13 protein-coding genes and 1 pseudogene are annotated in these 18,404 nt (G+C 70.7%); 9 read left to right on the top strand and 5 right to left on the bottom strand.

Translation table 11 applies throughout. From position 1 onward, the window contains the following. Nucleotides 1–2: 2 nt before the first annotated feature. Complete coding sequence (locus GPA03_RS06980; RefSeq protein ID WP_156251179.1) at nt 3–1,247, bottom strand: aminotransferase class I/II-fold pyridoxal phosphate-dependent enzyme; 1,245 nt, start codon at nt 1,245–1,247, stop codon at nt 3–5. Between the two features lie 105 nt (nt 1,248–1,352). Between GPA03_RS06980 and dnaE the strand changes: the two genes are divergently transcribed. The 6 genes and pseudogenes from dnaE (at nt 1,353) to GPA03_RS06955 (ending at nt 9,776) form a co-directional block, all read left to right on the top strand. Then, the gene (gene dnaE, locus GPA03_RS06975) at nt 1,353–4,898 is read left to right on the top strand and encodes a DNA polymerase III subunit alpha (RefSeq protein ID WP_156251178.1); all 3,546 of its coding nucleotides are present in this window, start codon (nt 1,353–1,355) and stop codon (nt 4,896–4,898) included. Nucleotides 4,899–4,901: 3 nt separating this feature from the next. Further along, on the top strand, nt 4,902–5,336 hold the full coding sequence (locus GPA03_RS06970) for a hypothetical protein (RefSeq protein WP_156251177.1): 435 nt from the start codon (nt 4,902–4,904) through the stop codon (nt 5,334–5,336). A 102-nt stretch (nt 5,337–5,438) separates the two neighbouring features. Next, a pseudogene (locus GPA03_RS22815) lies at nt 5,439–6,698 on the top strand (MFS transporter); the annotation flags it as partial. Nucleotides 6,699–6,830: 132 nt separating this feature from the next. After that, complete coding sequence (gene hisD, locus GPA03_RS22810) at nt 6,831–8,156, top strand: histidinol dehydrogenase (protein WP_421958404.1); 1,326 nt, start codon at nt 6,831–6,833, stop codon at nt 8,154–8,156. 51 nt (nt 8,157–8,207) lie between these two features. After that, a complete protein-coding gene (locus tag GPA03_RS06960; RefSeq protein WP_156251175.1) occupies nt 8,208–8,453 on the top strand; it encodes a PspC domain-containing protein in 246 nt (81 codons plus the stop codon). A 24-nt stretch (nt 8,454–8,477) separates the two neighbouring features. After that, on the top strand, nt 8,478–9,776 hold the full coding sequence (locus GPA03_RS06955) for a VOC family protein (protein WP_156251174.1): 1,299 nt from the start codon (nt 8,478–8,480) through the stop codon (nt 9,774–9,776). A gap of 8 nt (nt 9,777–9,784) precedes the next feature. Here the strand turns inward: GPA03_RS06955 and GPA03_RS06950 are convergent, their stop codons facing one another. Together GPA03_RS06950 and GPA03_RS06945 are read right to left on the bottom strand one after the other, a co-directional pair. Beyond that, nucleotides 9,785–12,076 (bottom strand): RecQ family ATP-dependent DNA helicase, encoded by a 2,292-nt coding sequence (locus tag GPA03_RS06950; protein WP_156251173.1) that lies wholly within the window; start codon nt 12,074–12,076, stop codon nt 9,785–9,787. A gap of 149 nt (nt 12,077–12,225) precedes the next feature. Further along, a complete protein-coding gene (locus GPA03_RS06945) occupies nt 12,226–12,669 on the bottom strand; it encodes a DUF5946 family protein (protein WP_156251172.1) in 444 nt (147 codons plus the stop codon). 83 nt (nt 12,670–12,752) lie between these two features. Between GPA03_RS06945 and GPA03_RS06940 the strand changes: the two genes are divergently transcribed. Beyond that, the gene (locus GPA03_RS06940) at nt 12,753–14,435 is read left to right on the top strand and encodes an ABC-F family ATP-binding cassette domain-containing protein (RefSeq protein ID WP_156251171.1); all 1,683 of its coding nucleotides are present in this window, start codon (nt 12,753–12,755) and stop codon (nt 14,433–14,435) included. 25 nt (nt 14,436–14,460) lie between these two features. Here GPA03_RS06940 and GPA03_RS06935 read toward each other — a convergent pair whose 3' ends face one another. After that, nucleotides 14,461–15,219 carry a class I SAM-dependent methyltransferase gene (locus tag GPA03_RS06935; protein WP_156251170.1) on the bottom strand — a complete coding sequence of 253 codons (759 nt, stop codon included), beginning with the start codon at nt 15,217–15,219 and terminating at the stop codon, nt 14,461–14,463. Beyond that, nucleotides 15,216–15,599 carry an MmcQ/YjbR family DNA-binding protein gene (locus GPA03_RS06930; RefSeq protein ID WP_162458285.1) on the bottom strand — a complete coding sequence of 128 codons (384 nt, stop codon included), beginning with the start codon at nt 15,597–15,599 and terminating at the stop codon, nt 15,216–15,218. Before GPA03_RS06930 ends, GPA03_RS06935 begins: the two co-directional genes overlap by 4 nt. A 116-nt stretch (nt 15,600–15,715) precedes the next feature. Between GPA03_RS06930 and GPA03_RS06925 the strand changes: the two genes are divergently transcribed. Together GPA03_RS06925 and GPA03_RS06920 are read left to right on the top strand one after the other, a co-directional pair. Next, nucleotides 15,716–17,413, top strand: coding sequence for an ABC transporter substrate-binding protein (locus tag GPA03_RS06925; protein ID WP_156251168.1), 1,698 nt, complete (start codon nt 15,716–15,718; stop codon nt 17,411–17,413). Between the two features lies 1 nt (nt 17,414). Next, entirely contained in the window at nt 17,415–18,377 is a 963-nt protein-coding gene (locus GPA03_RS06920) for a glycoside hydrolase family 43 protein (RefSeq protein WP_156251167.1), read from the top strand. Nucleotides 18,378–18,404 lie beyond the last annotated feature (27 nt).

The raw sequence follows: 18,404 nt of genomic DNA, 5'->3' as shown, positions 1-18,404 counted from the left end.
GCTCACCCCGCCAGGCGCGGGAGCCTGAGCGCCGCCTGGCGGATGCTCGCCTCCGACTTCGTGAACGTGAAGCGCACGTGGTTGCGCAACGCCGTGGCCGAGGCGGACCCGGCGCGCGTGAACGCCGAGACCGGCACCGCGACCACGCCGCACAGCTCGGGCATGGCGCGGCACAGCGCGGCGGCATCGGCCAGCCCGAGGCGCTCGATCACACCGGTGGCGTCCGCGATCACGAAGTAGGTCCCCTCGGGGCGCACCGTACTCATGCCGGCGCCCTCCAAGGCGTCGACGAGCAGATCGCGACGCCGTGCGAGCGAGGCGGCCAGCTGCGCGACGTAGCCGGCCTCCGGCTCGTCGGTGGTCTCCAGGTCCAGCGCATGCGCGACGGCGGGCTGGAACGGTGCGCCCGAGACGTAGGTGAGGAACTGCTTGACCGCCCTGACGGCATCGACCAGTCTCGCGGGACCGCTCACCCAACCGACCTTCCACCCGGTGAACGAGAAGGTCTTGCCGACCGAGGAGATCGTCAGCGTGCGCTCCGCCATTCCCGGCAGCGTCGCGATCGGGACGTGCGTCACGCCGTCGAACGTCAGGTGTTCGTACACCTCGTCGGTCACGACGATCAGACCGTGCTCGATCGCGAGGTCCGCGACCCGCTGCAGCTCCGCGGGTGCCAGCACCGCGCCCGTCGGGTTGTGCGGCGAGTTGAGCAGCACGATCCGCGCGGCGGGATGGGCGGCCGCCTCGACGAGGGCCTGGAGGTCGGGCCGAAAACCCTGCACCGTGGGATGCAGCGGCACCGTGAGGTGCTCGCCACCGGCGAGGGCGATCATCGCGGCGTACGCGTCGTAGAACGGCTCGAGGGTGATGACGCCGTCGCCGGGGGAGACCAGGGCGAGCAGGGTGGCCGCGATCGCCTCGGTGGCGCCCGTGGTCACGAGGATCTCGTCCTCGACGTCGAGATCGAGCCCGTAGTGGCGAGACTGGTGGGCCGCGATCGCCCGGCGCAGCTCGGGGATGCCAGGACCGGGCGGGTACTGGTTCAGCCCGCCGAGCAGCGCGTCCGCGGCGACCCGCTTGACCGACTCCGGCCCGTCGTCGTCGGGGAAGCCCTGGCCGAGGTTGATCGCTCCGGTCGCCAGCGCGAGGGCCGACATCTCGGCGAAGATCGTGGGTCGCGCGATACCGTCCTCGCCGAGGAGCCCGGCTGCTGCGGCGGCTGCCCGCCACGGTCCTGCTGGTGCCATGGACGCCACCCTACGGACACGCCGGAGCCGACACGCCGGGCGGCTCGCGCGAGGCCGGTGGGTCGATCCCGCGGTGTCGGCGGGGCGACCTATGATCGCTGGATCATGTCCTCGGATTTCGTTCACCTCCACGTCCACACCGAGTACTCGATGCTGGATGGCGCAGCTCGCGTGAAGGAGCTGTTCGCCGAGGCGCAGCGGCTCGGGCAGACGGCGCTGGCGACGACCGACCACGGCTACCTGTTCGGTGCCTACGACTTCTGGCGCACGGCGAAGTCCTACGACGTCAAGCCGATCATCGGCGTCGAGGCGTACGTCACGCCCGGCACGAGCCGCCACGACAAGACGCGCGTGCGCTGGGGCGAGGAGTCCCAGCGCAACGACGATGTCTCGGCACGCGGTGCCTACACGCACATGACCCTGCTCGCCGAGAACACCGCGGGCATGCACAACCTGTTCCGGATGAGCTCCCTGGCCTCGCTCGAGGGTCAGCTCGGCAAGTGGCCCCGGATGGACCGCGAGCTGATGCAGACCTACTCGAAGGGTCTGATCGCGACCAGCGGTTGCGCGTCGGGCGAGATCCAGACCCGGCTGCGGCTCGGTCAGCACGAGGAGGCCCGCAAGGCCGCCGGCGAGCTGCAGGACATCTTCGGCAAGGACAGCTTCTTCATCGAGGTCATGGACCACGGTCTGGACATCGAGAAGCGCACGCTGCCGGACCTGCTGCAGCTGTCCAAGGACATGGGCGCGCCGCTGCTCGCCACGAACGATCTGCACTACACCAAGGCCGAGGACGCGCACGCGCACGAGGCGCTGCTGTGCGTGCAGTCGGGCTCCACGTTGAGCGAGCCCACCTACGAGCAGGGCGGCAACCGGTTCGCGTTCGGCGGTCAGGGGTACTACCTCAAGAGCGCCGCAGAGATGCGCGAGGTCTGGCGCGATCACCCCGAGGCGTGCGACAACACGCTGCTGGTGGCGCAGCGCTGCGAGGTCGAGTTCACCGAGCAGGTCGGCAAGTACATGCCGCACTTCCCGGTCCCCGAGGGCGAGGACGAGATCTCGCACTTCGTGGGCCAGGTCGAGCTGGGCCTGCAGCGTCGCTATCCGGCGGGCGTCCCCGACCACGTGCGCAAGCAGGCCACCTACGAGATCGAGGTCATCACCTCCAAGGGGTACGCGGGCTACTACCTCGTGGTCTCGGACTTCATCAACTGGGCCAAGGACAACGGCATCCGGGTGGGCCCCGGCCGTGGCTCCGGTGCCGGCTCGATGGCGGCCTACGCGATGGGGATCACCGACCTCGACCCGCTCGAGCACGGGCTGATCTTCGAGCGGTTCCTCAACCCCGAGCGCATGTCGCTGCCCGACTTCGACATCGACTTCGACGAGCGCCGCCGCTCCGAGGTGATCCGGTACGTCAGCGAGAAGTACGGCGAGGACAAGGTCGCCTACATCGTCACCTACGGCACGATCAAGGCGAAGCAGGCGCTCAAGGACTCCGCCCGTGTGCTCGGCCACGACTTCGCCACCGGTGAGCGGCTGACCAAGGCCATGCCGCCGCCGGTGATGGGCAAGGACATCTCGCTCTCGGGCATGTTCGACCCCGAGGACAAGCGCTACGCCGAGGCGGGGGAGTTCCGCCAGGCGGTGCAGGCAGACCCGGTCGCGCAAGAGGTGCTGGAGACCGCCAAGGGGCTCGAGAACCTCAAGCGGCAGTGGGGTGTGCACGCCGCCGGCGTGATCATCGCCTCCGAGCCGTTGATCGACATCATCCCGATCATGCGCCGTGAGCAGGATGGCGCGGTCATCACCCAGATCGACTTCCCGGCCGGTGAGGATCTCGGCCTGGTGAAGATGGACTTCCTGGGGCTGCGCAACCTCACCGTGCTCGACGACGCCGTCAAGAACATCGAGATCAACGGCAAGGAACCGATCGAGCTCGAGTCCCTCCCGCTCGACGACAGGGCCACCTACGCCCTGCTCGGCCGCGGTGACACCCTGGGCGTGTTCCAGCTCGACGGTGGTGGCATGCGCACGCTGCTGCGCCAGATGCGCCCGGACAACTTCGAGGACATCTCGGCCGTCGGTGCGTTGTACCGGCCCGGCCCGATGGGGGCGAACTCCCACACCAACTACGCGCTGCGCAAGAACGGCCTGCAGCCGATCACGCCGCTGCACCCGAAGCTCGCCGGACCGCTCGACGAGATCCTCTCCACGACCTACGGCCTGATCGTCTATCAGGAGCAGGTCATGGAGATCGCCCGGCACCTCGCCGGGTACACGTTCGGACAGGCGGACCTCCTTCGTCGCGCCATGGGCAAGAAGAAGAAGGAGGTGCTCGACGCCGAGTACGTCCCCTTCAGCTCCGGGATGCGGGCGAACGGCTACCCGGACGACGCGATCAAGGCGCTCTGGGACGTGCTGGTGCCGTTCTCCGACTACGCCTTCAACAAGGCGCACTCGGCGGCGTACGGGCTGGTCTCGTACTGGACCGCGTACCTCAAGGCCAACTACGCCACCGAGTACATGGCGGCGCTGCTCACCTCGACGCGTGACGACAAGGACAAGTCGGCGCTCTACCTCAACGAGTGCCGCCGCATGCGGATCACGGTGCTGCCGCCGGATGTCAACGCCTCGGACGCGCTGTTCACCCCAGTGGGCGAGGACATCCGTTTCGGCCTCACCGCGGTGCGCAACGTCGGGGCCAACGTCGTCGACGCGATCGTGAAGGCCCGCGAGGAGAAGGGCGCTTTCACCTCCTTCACCGACTTCCTCGACAAGGTGCCCGCGGTCGTCTGCAACAAGCGGACGATCGAGTCGCTCGTCAAGGCGGGCGCCTTCGACTCGCTCGGTCACACGCGGCGCTCACTGCTGGCGGTGCACGAGCAGGCCGTCGACGCCGTGATCGGTGCCAAGCGCAAGGAGGCCGAGGGCCAGTTCGACCTGTTCGCCTCCCTCGGCGCTGACGACGCCGACGCCGGGTTGTCGTTCTCGGTGGCGGTCCCGGAGATGCCCGAGTGGGACAAGAAGCAGAAGCTTGCCTTCGAGCGCGAGATGCTCGGCCTGTATGTCTCGGACCACCCGCTCGCGGGCATCGAGCACGTGCTGGAGCAGGCCGCCGATGTCTCGATCGCCGTCCTCAACGAGGATGTCGACCGGCCCGACGGTTCCACGGTCACGATCGCCGGCCTGATCACCGGGCTGCAGCGCAAGGTCTCCAAGGCCGGGAACGCGTGGGCCGCGGTGACGATCGAGGACATGGCCGGGAGCGTCGAGGTGATGTTCTTCGGCGAGACCTACCTGGGGTACTCGACGCAGCTGGCAGAGGACGCCGTCGTGGTGATCAAGGGGCGGATCCGGCGCCGTGACGACGCGATGGCGCTGCTCGCGATGGAGATGAGCCTGCCCGATGTCTCCAGCACCGACGATGCGCCCGTGGTGCTGCACATCGAGCACAACCGGTGCACCGAACCGGTGGTCAAGCAGCTCAAGGACATCCTGACGACCCACGCGGGCGCGACCGAGGTCCGGCTGCGGATCACCTCCGGCCGGCACGGTCAGGTGATGAGCCTGAACGGGCTGCGGGTACAACGCACCCCCGCCCTCTACGGCGACCTCAAGGCGCTCCTCGGGCCGAACTGCTTGGTCTAGACCATGGCGCGGCGGCGATCGAAGCTCCGGGAGTGGGCCCCGGTGATCGCTGGCGTCACGGTGCTGGCGATGATCGTCGCGGGGGTCGCTGCTCTGGTCTCGGCGCAGCAGCCGACGGCGGGTCGCGCCGAGGACGTCGCGGTGTTCAGCCCGCCGCTGACCGGTCGCAAGACCGACCTCGTCTCGGGTGAGCTTCGGCGCGAGGCGGGATGCACCTACCTCGACGCCGACGACGGCCGCCGCTGGATCCCGCTGTTCCCCGATCTCGGCACCCGGTGGGACCGGGAGTCGCTGTGGGTGGAGAGCAAGCGGTACTTCCTCGGCCGGCCGGTCCACCTCAGGGGTGACATCGTGAAGCTGCCGATCGAGGGCTTCGACGTCGATGTCCCCGACGACTGCTCCGAGATCGACCCGCTCTTCTTCATGGTGCAGATCTAGGTCCTGTGTCCCCGGCCCCGGTCCTCGAGGCTGGTACGGAAGAATGGCAGCCTGACTACGCACCTGCACCCGCTCGCGGCTGCCCGCCGTTCCCCCTGGGCGGTGTGGCTGCTGGCCTGTGGCGTCTATGTCCTGTCCGTGGCACACCGGATGTCGCTCGGCGTGGCCGGGCCGCTGGCGATCGAGCGGCTGGACGTGAGCGCCGCTCAGCTCGGCTCGTTCGTGACGCTCCAGCTCGGCATGTACGCCGCGATGCAGGTGCCGTGGGGGCTGGCGATCGACCGCTTCGGACCACGTCGGGTGCTGCTGGCGGCCACCACGATCCTCGGGATCGCCGAGCTCGTGTTCGCGTTCGCCGGCTCGTACCCGGTCGCGCTGCTCGCACGAGCGCTGCTGGGCATCGGGGACAGCGCCGTGTTCATCGCGGTGATCCGGTTGGTGACACTGTGGTTCGAGCCGCGCCGCTTCGCGATGATGACGATGGTCACCGGCCTGTTCGCCATGGTCGGCAACCTTCTTGCCACGGTGCCGCTGGCGCTCGCGTTCTCCACCTGGGGCTGGACCCGGACGCTCGCATTCGCAGGCGGCGTCTCGCTCGGGTACGCCCTGTTGCTGCTCCGGCCCGCGATGGCGGCGCCGTTCCGCGAGCGAGCGGTTCGAGCGAGCACGGATGGCCGAGCCCCCGTCCCCGCCCCGCGCCTGCGGGCACGCGTAGGTTCACTGCTGGGCGATGTGCGACGGACCTGGGGGATCCCCGAGATCCGGCTCGCGTTCTGGACGCACGCCGCCACGATGGCCACCGGCACCGCCTTCACGGTGCTCTGGGCGTTCCCGTACCTGACCAACGGGCTCGGGATGCCGGAGACCCGGGCCGCCTCGGTGCTGACGATCTTCGTGGTCGGCATGCTCGGTGCGAGCCTGGTGCTCGGTCCGGTCACGAGCCGACGACGGGGGTCCCGCACAGCGATCGCCCTCGCCTCGGCGGTCGGATGCGTGCTGGCCTGGGCCGTGCTGCTCGGGTGGCCTGGCGGGCAGGTGCCGTTCGCCGTCGTGGTGACGGTGACGGTCGTGCTCGCCATCGGCGGCCCGGCCTCGCAGGTCGGGTTCCAGATCGCACGCGACCACAGCGATCCCGAGCGGCGCGCGCTCGCTACTGGCATCGTGAACGTCGCCGGCTTCACCACAGCCATGCTCGGCACGGTGCTGGTGGGTGTGGTGATCGACCTGCGCAGCGGGTCGGCGAAGCCCACGCTGCTCGACTACCGCTGGGGGCTCGCGGTCCTCGGGGTGGCGGCGCTGCTCACCACCGGCCAGATGTTGCGGTGGCTGCTGCTGTGTCGTCGCCGGACGATGCGGCTGGTCGCGGAGGAGGGGTGGGAACCACCTGTGGTGCCCGTGCAGCACTGGTGGGACATCGGGTACGAACGTGCCGCCGTCCTCCGGCGTGGTCGCCGAGCGCGCCCTGCGCGCGCGCTGCCTACACTCGCTGTCGTGATGCGGACGATCGACCTGCGTGGGACCAGCCTCAGCCCGATTGAGCTGCGGGCACGGCTCCCGCGCGCCGAGGTGGACATCGAGGCGGCGAGCGAGCGGGTGCGGCCGATCCTGGCGGCCGTGCGCAGCGAGGGATACGAGGCGGTGCGCCGGTACACCGAGGAGCTCGACGGGCTCGTCCCCCACTCGCTGCGGGTGCCGCGCGAGGTGCTGGCGCAGGCACCGGCGCGGTTGGAGCCCAGCGTGCGCGACGCGCTGGTCGAGGCGATCCGGCGAGCTCGCCTCGGGCACGAGGCGCAGCTGCCGCAGGAGCGCACGACGGTGCTCGCCGACGGTGCCCTGGTCCACCAGCGCTGGGCCCCGGTCCGTCGTGTCGGTCTCTACGTCCCGGGCGGGCTGGCACCGCTGGCCTCCTCGGTGGTGATGAACGTCGTCGCGGCTCAGGTGGCCGGTGTCGAGTCGCTGGCGGTGGCGAGCCCTCCGCAGAAGGATGACGACGGCTGGCCGGCAGCGACGATCCTCGCCGCCTGCGAGCTGCTCGGCATCGACGAGGTCTACGCCGTCGGTGGGTCCCAGGCCATCGGGATGTTCGCCTACGGGGTGGGCGGCGGCGACACGGAGAACCGTTGCGATCCGGTCGACGTCGTGACCGGACCGGGCAACATCTACGTCGCCGCGGCGAAGCGGGCGGTGATGGGCGTGGTCGGCATCGACTCCGAGGCCGGCACCACCGAGATCGCGGTGCTCGCCGACGCCGGAGCCGACCCCTCCTTCGTGGCGGCCGACCTGATCTCGCAGGCCGAGCACGACCCCGCCGCCGCGTCGGTCCTGGTGACCGACTCGACCGATCTGGCCGCCGCCGTCGCGCTCGAGGTCCAACGGCAGGCCGCCGAGGCCAAGCACGCCGAGCGGATCAGGGCGGCGCTGACCGGCCCGCAGTCCGCCGTCGTGCTCGTCGACGACGTCGAGCAGGGCCTGCAGGTCGTTGACGCGTACGCAGCCGAGCACCTCGAGATCCAGACCGCCGACGCCGCAGCCGTGGCGGCACGGGTGCGCAACGCGGGGGCGATCTTCGTCGGCCCGTACTCGCCCGTCCCGCTCGGCGACTACATCGCGGGCTCGAACCACGTGCTGCCCACCGGCGGCACGGCCCGCTACGCCGCAGGGCTGAACGTGCACGCCTACCTGCGGTCGGTCCAGGTCATCGAGTACACAGCGGCCGCGCTGGCGGAGGTCACCGACCCGCTGATCTCGCTGGCCGAGGCGGAGGACCTGCCGGCGCACGGCACCGCGGCGATGCTGCGGCGGGGTCGACCCACCCTCTGAGCGGGGGACATCCCTCTGGTCACGGCGGGCGCGCGCCCGTAGCGTGGGCGCATGGAGAACATCTTCGACAGCATCCGCAAGCTCGGCTACCAGCGCGGCCCCGAACGGATCGCCGGCGGCATCTGCGGCGGCATCGCGGCCAAGGCCGGGATCAGTGTCACGATCGTGCGGATCGGCATGCTGCTCGCTTTCCTGCTCCCGTTCTTCGGCGTCGCCGCCTACCTGGTGGGGTGGCTGCTGCTCCCGTGGCAGGACGGCACGATCCCGCTCGAGCGGCTGCTCTCGCCGCGCCGATAGCAGCACGACACGCGGAGGCCGAGGATGTCCGACGAACGCCTGACCGGCCGCCTGTTCCAGGACGATCTCCCGGACTGGCGGGTCCTCTCCGACGACGCCGTGACATGGTTCGCGGCGCCGTCGTACGCCGCGGGCGCGTCGCTGGTCACGCGAGTGGCCGAGCGACCGAGCAGCGCCGGTGCCGAGCCGTGGTTCGACGTCCGTGCTGACGGTGTGCAGGTCCACATCCGGCGCGCCGACGCGGGCTTCAGCCCTGCAGATGTCGAGACCGCCCGGGCGGTCTCGGCCGCGGCCGCCACGCTCGGGATGGCTGCCGACCCTGCGAGCGTGCAGTCGATGCAGCTGACGATCGACGTGCTCGACCTCGAGGGGGTCCGGTCGTTCTGGCGCGAGGCGCTCGGGTACGTGGACAAGCGCGACGAGGATCTCGTCGACCCCGGTGGCAGGTTTCCGCCGATCTGGTTCCAGACCGCTGCGGCTGCGCGGCCGGAGCGGAACCGGATCCACGTGGATGCGAGCCGTCGGCACGAGCTCGGGCGGTCCGCGAGGGCGGCGCTGCTCGCCGGAGGCGCCAGCGAGAGGTTCGCGGTCGACTACTACGCCACGGTGGCCGACATCGAGGGGAACGAGGCTGACCTCGTGCCGCTGGCTGCCGCCGACACCTTCGAGGAACCCGGGGCCGAGGACTGGCGACTGATCTTCGGCGCGATGGTCTGCTACCCGACGACGTCCCCGACCCAGGCGGCGGAGCTCGCCTCAGCCGTGGCGGTGCTGGCCGATGAGACCGGCGCGCCGGCGCTCATCGACATCCGCCCCGACGGCGTGACCATCGACTCGGGCAAGGACCGGTGGGAGGACGAGAGCTTCCTGGGTTTCGCCACCCGCGTGCAGGGCCTCGCCCGCGGGATGGGGCTGCGCGCCGACCTCGACCGGGTGCGGTTCGTGCAGATGGGGATCGATGCCGTGGACGTGCCGCTGGTGCGGGAGTTCTGGCGTGCGGCGCTGGGCTACGTGGAGGACCCGCGCGCCGGCGTCACCGACATCGATGATCCGCGGTGGCTCGGACCACCGGTCTTCTTCCAGCCCATGCCCGCGAGCGAGACGGCACGCCGCGCCCAGCGTAACCGGATCCACGTCGACCTGTACGTGCCCGCGGACCAGGCACGGGCACGGGTCGATGCCGCGCTCGCGGCCGGCGGGCGACTTCTCACCGACGCCCACGCCCCCTTCTGGTGGACGATCGCCGATCCGGAGGGCAACGAGCTCGACATCGCCGTGACGGTGGGGCGCGAGGAGCACTGGCGCGAGGCGACGAGCGGCTAGGGCGGGCCCTACCGCTGCGCCAGCACCAGCGGCAGCACGGCCGTCGCGCCCGCGAGCCGTAGCAACCGAGCCGTGTACGTGACGGTCCAGCCCGAGTCGACGCTGTCGTCGACGAGCAGCACGCGTTTGCCGGCGACGTCGAGGCCGTCGACCGTGGGCAGCCGCCGCACCACGCCCGCGAGGCGCTGCGCGGAGTTGACGTCGTGCCGGCCGGGTTCGCTCCCTGACGCTGGTCGGATCGCACCGGCGACCGGCACGGTCAGCAGCGCCGCCACCCCGGAGGTCAGGTGCCGCAGCAGCTGCGGGCGCGTCACCGAGTCGACGGCGACGATCACGTCGACACTCGGTTCCCACTCGCGGACCAGTCTCGTGAGGGGCCCTCGCAGACTCACCGGCAGCTCGCCGTCGGGACCTGCGAGGAGCTCGCGCAGGGGGAGCGACCAACCCAGCCCGTCGAGGCGCGCGAGCGCCCGACCCGGCTCGGGCTGCTCGTCCGGCCCGATACGGCCGGAGAGCTCGATGCCCAGCTGCTTCATCCCGGGCGGCCACTGCCGGCGCGGGGTGATCTCGACACCGATGACATCGAGGCCCTCGCGCGCGGCGCTCACCGCGGCTGCAGCCGGGGCACCGGGTGGCGTGACCGCGCCGCAGCCGTCGCACCGGCCGCAGCGCTCGTCGGGCTGCAGCTCGGGGTCGTCCAGACAGCGCCGGAGGAACGTCATCCGGCAACCGTCGGTCCGTTCGTAGACGAGCATGGCCTCCTGCTCGGCGAGCCGGGCCGCCTCGACGCGCTGGTAGCGATCGGCGTCGTACTCCCACTCCTCGCCGGTGCCTGCCCAGCCGCCGCGCACGCGCCGTACCGCGCCATCGACGTCGAGGACCTTCAGCATCATCTCCAGGCGGTTGCGCCGCAGGTCGACCAGGGGTTCGAGCGAGGCGACCGAGATCGCACCCTCGCCCAGCCTCGGCAGCTCGGCAAGGGTGGCGCGGACGTCTGAGGCCTGCGGAAAGCCCATCGAGCCGAAGTAGTCCCAGATGGCCTTGTCCTCGGCTGCGGGCAGCAGCACGACGTCGGCGCGGGTGACGGCGCGCCCGGCGCGGCCGACCTGCTGGTAGTACGCGATCGGCGAGGGCGGTGCGCCGAGATGGATGACGAAGCCCAGGTCGGGTTTGTCGAAGCCCATGCCGAGCGCCGAGGTGGCGACCAGCGCCTTGACCCGGTTCTCCTTGAGGTCGGCCTCGAGCTGCTCGCGCTCAGCCGGGTCGGTCTGGCCGGTGTACGAGGCGACCGGGTAGCCCGCCGCGCGCAGCTGGGTGGCGGTCTGCTCGGCGGCAGCGACCGTGAGGCAGTAGATGATGCCGGAGCCGCCGTAGTCGCTGAGGTTCTCGACCAGCCACGCGAGCCGGGTGGAGACATCCGGAAGCTGCACGACGGCGAGGTGCAGCGAGGGGCGGTCCAACCCGCCGCGCAGCACCAGCACGTCCGCACCTGAGCCGAGCTGCTCGGCCACGTCGGTGGTGACCCGCTCGTTCGCCGTCGCCGTGGTGGCCAGCACCGGGATCCCCGTCGGAAGGTCGGCCAGCAAGGTGCGGATCCGGCGGTAGTCGGGGCGGAAGTCGTGGCCCCAGTCGGAGATGCAGTGGGCCTCGTCGACCACGACCAGGCCGGCGCTGGCGGCGAGCCGGGGGAGCACCTCGTCGCGGAAGTCGGGGTTGTTGAGCCGCTCCGGCGAGCACAGCAGCACATCGACCTCACCGGACGCGATGCGCTCGTAGACCTGCGACCACTCGCCGGAGTTGGCCGAGTTCACGGTCACGGCATGGATCCCGGCACGGTCGGCGGCCGCGATCTGGTCCCGCATCAGCGCCAGCAGCGGCGAGACGATCACGGTCGGCCCCGCGCCGCGGGCGCGCAGCAGCGCCGTGGCCACGAAGTACACCGCCGACTTGCCCCAGCCGGTCCGCTGCACCACCAGTGCGCGCCGGCGATCGACCACCAGCGCCTCGATCGCCCGCCACTGGTCTTCGCGCAGCTCAGCGTCGTCGCGGCCGACGAGGCGTCGCAGCGCCGCTTCGGCCTCCGGGCGCAGCTGTTCGGGATCGGGTGGCGGCAGCTGCGAGGTCGGTACCGCAGGGCGCTCGACCGGCTCTGCGGCGGCGTCGCCGCCGCCATAAGGCGCGCCCCATTCCTCCGGGTCGGGGAAGGGCGGCTCCTGCGGCTCGCCGTACCAGTCATCGGGTGGCGGTTCGGCGCGCTGCTGGTCGGCTGCGGTCGGGTGCGAGGCAGCGGGATCGGTCATGGCTCGACCGTAACGACAACCACCCACACGCGTCCGCTCCGGCACTGAGATCGCACATCCACGGTGGGATCGCACGGTGCGCAGTGCGCGCTCACCGTGCACGTGCGATCTGAGCGCCGTGGGCACCCAGTCGCACGAGAGCTACGTCGTCAGGGCCGCTCGCCGGCGATCGACCTGGCCCACGCGTGCATGCGCTGCTGGTACCCCTCGGCGGGGAAGGTGCCGTCGACTGCGACGTCCTCGATCGTGACCAGAACGACGGGCGCGCTCGACGGCGGCACCACCGCAGCGGCGTCGGCGCGCATCAGGCCGCCGCGCCGGTTCGCGCGCACCTGCTCCGCCTCGCGCGCGTTGACGGCGTCCAGACCGCCCACGAGGAACGCCGTCAGCATCGCCAGCTGTCCATCCAGCACCTTCGCAGTGATCCCCGACGGGTGCTGCAGTCCGAAGCACGCGACGTTGAGCCCGTGGTACCGGCCCCACGGCTGCAGCCGCTGGTGGTCGAGGGCGAGCAGCGCATGGAACAGCTCGTCGCAGGTACCCAGTCGACCGCTCGCTCCGCACTGCACGCACGGTTGCGCCTGGCCCGCCATGACGCCGACCCTACAAAGCGCACCTGCCGACCAGCACCTGGATTGAGCGTGACGGCACGGCGTGCGACCCGCACACTCTCCTCATGGGCTTCCTCGACATCTCCGGCATCAGCTACGTGCTGCCAGACGGGCGGCCGCTGCTGGAGGACGTCTCGCTGCGCGTCGGCGAGGGCGCGCGGGTCGCGCTCGTCGGGCCCAACGGCGCCGGCAAGACCACCCTGGTGCGGATGGTCGCCGGTGACCTGCCGATCCCGGAGGGCGCCGTCACCCGCGTGGGCGGCCTCGGCGTCATGCGGCAGTTCATCGGCTCGGTCCACGACGACAGCACCGTGCGCGACCTGCTGCTCTCGGTCGCGCCTGCACCGATCCGCACGGCTGCCGCCGAGATCGACCGCACCGAGCTCGCGATGATGGAGCGGGAGGACGAGCAGGTCCAGCTCGCCTACGCCCAGGCGCTCGCCGACTGGGCCGACGTGGGCGGCTACGAGCACGAGACGCTCTGGGACATCTGCACCGTGGCGGCGCTCGGCACGCCCTACGAGCGCGCCCAGTGGCGTGCCGTCACGACCCTCTCGGGCGGTGAGCAGAAACGCCTGGTGCTCGAGGTGCTGCTCCGTGGACCCGACGAGGTCCTGCTCCTCGACGAGCCCGACAACTACCTCGACGTCCCCGGCAAGCGATGGCTCGAGGACCAGCTGATCGCCTCCGACAAGACCGTCCTGCTGATCAGCCACGACCGCGAGCTCCTCGACCGGGTGGCCACCGCCGTCGCCACCCTGGAACCTGGCGGCGGCGGCTCCCGGCTATGGGTGCACCCGGGATCGTTCCGGACCTACCCCGCGGCCCGGGCAGCGCGCAACGCCGACCTGGAGGACCGCCGTCGGCGATGGGACGAGGAGCACGCCAAGCTCAAGGCCCTCGTGGTGATGTACCGGCAGAAGGCCGCGTACAACTCGGACATGGCCTCGCGCCTGCAGGCCGCCCGGACCCGGCTGGACCGGTTCGAGCAGGCTGGCCCGCCGGAGGCGGTGCCGGTCCCGCAGAACGTGACGATGAGGCTCGACGGCGGTCGTACCGCCAAGCGCGCGATCGTCGCCGAGCGGCTGGAGCTCACCGGGCTGATGAGCCCCTTCGATCTCGAGGTCTGGTTCGGCGAGCGGGTCGCGGTTCTCGGCGGCAACGGCTCGGGCAAGTCGCACCTGCTCCGGCTGCTGGCGGCGGGTGGGAGCGACCCCGATGTCGAGCATCGACCGGTCGGGCACGTCAACCCGGATCCCGTCGCGCACACCGGCACGGTCCGCCTCGGCTCCCGCGTGCGCCCGGGCTGGTTCGCGCAGACGCACGCGCAGCCCGAGCTGGCGGGCCGCACCCTGCTCGAGATCCTGCATCGCGGCGACGACCACCGTCGCGGCCGCCCCCGCGAGGAGGCGGCGCGCGTCCTCGACCGCTACGGTCTCGCCCGGTCGGCGCTCCAGAGCTTCGAGTCGCTCTCGGGAGGCCAGCAGGCACGGTTCCAGATCCTGCTGCTCGAGCTCTCCGGTGCCACCCTGCTGCTGCTCGACGAACCCACCGACAACCTCGACCTGGAGTCCGCCGAGGCGCTCGAGAGCGCACTGGGCATGTTCGAGGGCACCGTGCTGGCTGTCACGCACGACCGCTGGTTCGCGCGGTCCTTCGACCGCTACCTGGTGTTCGCGGCCGATGGTTCGGTGCGCGAGAGCGACGAGCCCGTGTGGGACGCCGGGCGGGTCGAGCGCGTGCGCTGACCGCACCCCGCGAGTGCGCCCGCCGTCAGGAGACCGAGATCCGGAAGACCTCGGTCCGGTACGGGATCTGCCAGGCTGCAGGGTCGGCGAGGTCGGGATGCTCCTCGAGCAGCTCGTCCACCCCCGCGAGGATCTCGGCCCGCCGTCGTGGGGTGGCCGTGATGATGTAGCTGCGGGAGGAGACGAGGTCGAGCAGGCTCTCGCGGTCGAACGGTCTGGACCACGGCAGGCTCAGTCGCTCCACGGGGCCGACGTCGTCGGGCACGCGGTTCTCAGCCACGTAGCGCTCCGCCGCGGAGCCCTGCATGATCTCGGTGAGCCGAGCAACCCACGGCACGGACTCGTCGCGCACGTTCCACACCAGCCCGAGGACACCGCCGGGCCGCAGCACCCGCCGCACCTCCGGGACCGCACGGCTCGGATCCACCCAGTGCCACGCCTGCGCGGCGAGCACCGCGTCGACGCTCGCGTCAGCCAGCGGGATCGCCTCCGCCGTCCCGACGGCGGTGCTCGCCTCGGGCACGACCGCGCGCAGCTGGGCGAGCATGTTGGGGCTGGGGTCGACCGCGTGGATGGTCGCGACCCGGCCCACCAGGGCACGGGTGAGCTTGCCGGTGCCGGCGCCGAGGTCCAGCACGTCGCGCGGGGAGGTCTCGAGCAGGAACGCCACCGCTTCGGCGGGGTAGCTCGGGCGTGCGCGCTCGTAGGTCTCGGCCGCCGCGTCGAAGGAGGCGGCCTGTGCGTCCAGGGCCGCGCGCTCGTCGGGGTGGGGGAGGTGCGTCATGGCGTCAGTCTGATCTCGCGCTGCCGCCAGCGGGGGAGGGTGTCCAGCAGGCAGTCGTAGGAGTCCTCGAGCAGCTCGGTGACCAGCTGCCTGTCGTCACCGCACGCAGCCAGCACCACCGATGTCCAGTGTCGCTTGTTGAGGTGCCACCCGGGCTCGGCGAAGTCGTGCTGCTGTCGTAGCGCCTCGCCGTCCTCGGGTGGCAGCTTCAGCGTCAGCAGCTCCCGGCCCCGGCCGTCCTCGCACACCATCCCGAACATCTTGTCGCCGATCCACAGCACCACGCAGCCCCACGCCTCCTGGTCGGCCGCCCGCGCGCCGGGCAGCTCGGCGACGCTCTCGTAGATCCAGCTCCAGTGCGGGTAGAAGGTCGGCGTCACGCCTTTGAGGGTACGGGCGGGCGAGCCCCGTTGACCACGAGGAGATTTAACGTCATACTCCAACTGTCGGAGATTCACCCGATAGTTTCGTTTGGCGTACTCAAAGGAGAGAGACGATGCCTGACCTGCGGTTGACGTTCCACCCACAGCCGAGCCGGCGCCAGCTCTTGGGCTGGTCCTTCGGCATCGCCGGCCTCGCTGCCATCACCGCCTGCAACAGCGACGGCACCGACCCCGGTGGTGGTGGCGGAGGCGAGCCGGTCGACCTCGAGGGCAAGGATGTCGGTGCGATGGCCGACTACGAGGCGGGGAAGCAGTTCACCGCGTCCGAGCCGTTCGAGCTGTCGATCCTCTGGTCGGACTGGCCGGACCTGGACATCAAGCCCACCTGGCAGCTGTTCGACCACATCACCGAGCTCACTGGCGTCACGCTGGCTCCCTCGAACGTGCCGTTCAGCGACGCGGTCGACCGCCGCAACCTGCTGATCAGCGCCGGCGACGCGCCGCAGATCATCCCGCTGGTCTACGCGGGCGAGGAGAAGCCGTTCGTCTCGGGCGGCGCGGTGCTCCCGATGAGCGACTACATCGAGCACATGCCCCACTATCGCAAGTACGTCGAGGATTGGGACCTGCAGTCGCTGGTCGACAACCTCAAGCAGTTCGACGGCAAGTACTACATGTTGCCCGGTCTGCGCGAGGTCTCGGTGCCGACGTTCTCGCTCATCGCCCGCACCGACATCTTCGACGAGCTCGGGCTCGAGCTCCCGAACACCTGGGACGAGCTGCGCGAGGCGCTGATCGCGATCAAGGAGGCCTACCCGGACACGATCCCGCTCGCCGAGCAGTTCGAGGGCATGTCGATCATCAACGTGGCTGCACCCGCGTTCGGCACCCGCGCCGGCTGGGGATACGGCGACGGGATGATCGACGATGGCGAGGGCGGCCTCAAGTACGCCGGCACCTCGGAGGAGTACCGCGCGATGCTCGAGTTTTTCCACGGCCTGGTGGCCGACGGTCTGCTGGACCCGGAGACGTTCACCTCCAAGAACGCCGGTGCCGGTTCCGAGGTCATCACCGCGAAGATCTTCCGCGGTGACGTCGCGATCCTCGGCGGTGCTGCCGGCACCGTGACCGAGTACGAGTCCAAGATGGACGAATCGCTCGGCGCCGGCAACTACGCTCTCAAGCTGATCACCCCACCCGGTGGCCCCGCCGGTCCGATGATCGGGTCACGTGGCTTCTGGCACGGCTTCATGCTCTCGCCCGATGTGGCCGAGTCGCCGAACTTCCTCGCGACGCTGCAGTTCCTCGACTGGCTCTACTACAGCCCCGAGGCCCGCGAGATGCTGCGCTGGGGGATCGAGGGGGAGACGTACACCAAGGAGGGCGAGACCTACACGCTCAGCCCGGATCTGTCGGCCGACCTGTGGAACCTCAACCCGGATGCGCCGCTCGACCTGCAGAAGGACCTGGGGTTCTCGACGTTCTTGGCGGATGCTACGGAGTCTCGCGCGATCATCGAGTCCTACAGCACCGAGAACACGATCGCGTACATGGACGACGTGCTCTCCAACCGCACCCCGCGTGAGCCGAACCCGCCGGCGCCCCTGAACGAGCTCGAGCTCGAGCAGGCCGCGATCATGCAGACACCGCTCAAGGACACGGTGGACCAGGCCACGCTGCAGTTCATCCTCGGTCAGCGCGACCTCAGCGAGTGGGACGACTACGTCGCCGAGGTCGAGGCGCAGGGGCTGGCGGCCTTTGTGGAGCTCGTCACCGGTGCACGCCAGCGGTTCGTCGAGGAGAACGGCTGAGGTGACCGCGTCGACGCTGAACGAGGGAGGCTTCGGCTACCTGCTGGTCCACTTCGTCGAGGATCCGCACTCCCACGCCGAGAAGATCTTCTACTCGCTCAGCGTCGGCGACGACCCGCTGACCTGGCGGCGGCTCGGTGACGGGCCGCTGCTGGAGTCGACGGCCGGCACCACCGGCGTGCGGGACCCGCACGTGGTGCGGGGGGCGGACCGGTTCTACCTCATGGCCACGGACCTGCGGGTCTGGCGGCCGGAGGGTCCGGACTGGTCCGCCTTCCGGCACCGCGGCAGCCGTGACGTCGTCGTGTGGGAGTCGCCCGACCTGTTGGGCTGGTCGGAGCCGCGCTACCTCACGGTGGCCCCCGAGGGCGCGGGCATGGCGTGGGCGCCGGAGGCGATCTACGACCCGGCAGCCGACGACTACCTGCTGTTCTGGTCCTCGGGCCTGGCGAGCGACGGCGACCCGGCGCTTGGCCTGACGGGGGACAGCCGGATCATGGTCGCCCGGACCCGAGACTTCGTCACGATCGAGGAGCCGAGCACCTATCTCGAGCTGCCCGGCGGCGTCATCGACCTCACGATGCTGGTCACGCCCTCGGCGGTGTACCGGATCGCGAAGCACGACGACGAGGCGCCTGGCTCGGTCCGGATCTTCCAGCAGCGCGGCACCTCGGTGCTCGCGAGTGACTTCGTCACGGTCGCTGAACGGGTGGGGCACGAGATCGCGCCGCGGCTCGAGGGGCCGCTGATCTTCAAGCACCATCACGAGGACCGCTGGTACCTGTGGCTCGACAGGTACGCCACCCAGGCGCAGGGCTACCTCGCGTTCACCACCACCGATCTCGACGCGGGGGAGTGGACCCCCGTCGAGGGCCTCGACCTGCCGCCCAGCACCAAGCACGGGGTCGTGCTTCCGTTGCGCCGCCACGAGTACGAGGCGATCGAGGCTCGCTTCCGCTCCTGAGGTCCGCCGGCTCGATACGGTCAGCTC

Origin of the sequence: Pseudactinotalea terrae (assembly GCF_009733845.1) — a bacterium.
Taxonomy (GTDB): domain Bacteria; phylum Actinomycetota; class Actinomycetes; order Actinomycetales; family Beutenbergiaceae; genus Pseudactinotalea; species Pseudactinotalea terrae.
Note: the sequence above shows the minus strand (reverse complement) of the source record. Positions and strands in the feature narration are given on the sequence as shown.

Excerpts from the sequence above, each read along its gene's own strand:
- dnaE (WP_156251178.1), top strand. The coding sequence starts at position 1,353 with ATGTCCTCGGATTTCGTTCACCTCCACGTCCACACCGAGTACTCGATG.
- GPA03_RS06960 (WP_156251175.1), top strand. The coding sequence starts at position 8,208 with ATGGAGAACATCTTCGACAGCATCCGCAAGCTCGGCTACCAGCGCGGC.
- GPA03_RS06950 (WP_156251173.1), bottom strand. The coding sequence starts at position 12,076 with ATGACCGATCCCGCTGCCTCGCACCCGACCGCAGCCGACCAGCAGCGC.
- GPA03_RS06935 (WP_156251170.1), bottom strand. The coding sequence starts at position 15,219 with ATGACGCACCTCCCCCACCCCGACGAGCGCGCGGCCCTGGACGCACAG.
- GPA03_RS06970 (WP_156251177.1), top strand. The coding sequence starts at position 4,902 with ATGGCGCGGCGGCGATCGAAGCTCCGGGAGTGGGCCCCGGTGATCGCT.
- hisD (WP_421958404.1), top strand. The coding sequence starts at position 6,831 with ATGCGGACGATCGACCTGCGTGGGACCAGCCTCAGCCCGATTGAGCTG.
- GPA03_RS06925 (WP_156251168.1), top strand. The coding sequence starts at position 15,716 with ATGCCTGACCTGCGGTTGACGTTCCACCCACAGCCGAGCCGGCGCCAG.
- GPA03_RS06955 (WP_156251174.1), top strand. The coding sequence starts at position 8,478 with ATGTCCGACGAACGCCTGACCGGCCGCCTGTTCCAGGACGATCTCCCG.
- GPA03_RS06980 (WP_156251179.1), bottom strand. The coding sequence starts at position 1,247 with ATGGCACCAGCAGGACCGTGGCGGGCAGCCGCCGCAGCAGCCGGGCTC.
- GPA03_RS06940 (WP_156251171.1), top strand. The coding sequence starts at position 12,753 with ATGGGCTTCCTCGACATCTCCGGCATCAGCTACGTGCTGCCAGACGGG.
- GPA03_RS06945 (WP_156251172.1), bottom strand. The coding sequence starts at position 12,669 with ATGGCGGGCCAGGCGCAACCGTGCGTGCAGTGCGGAGCGAGCGGTCGA.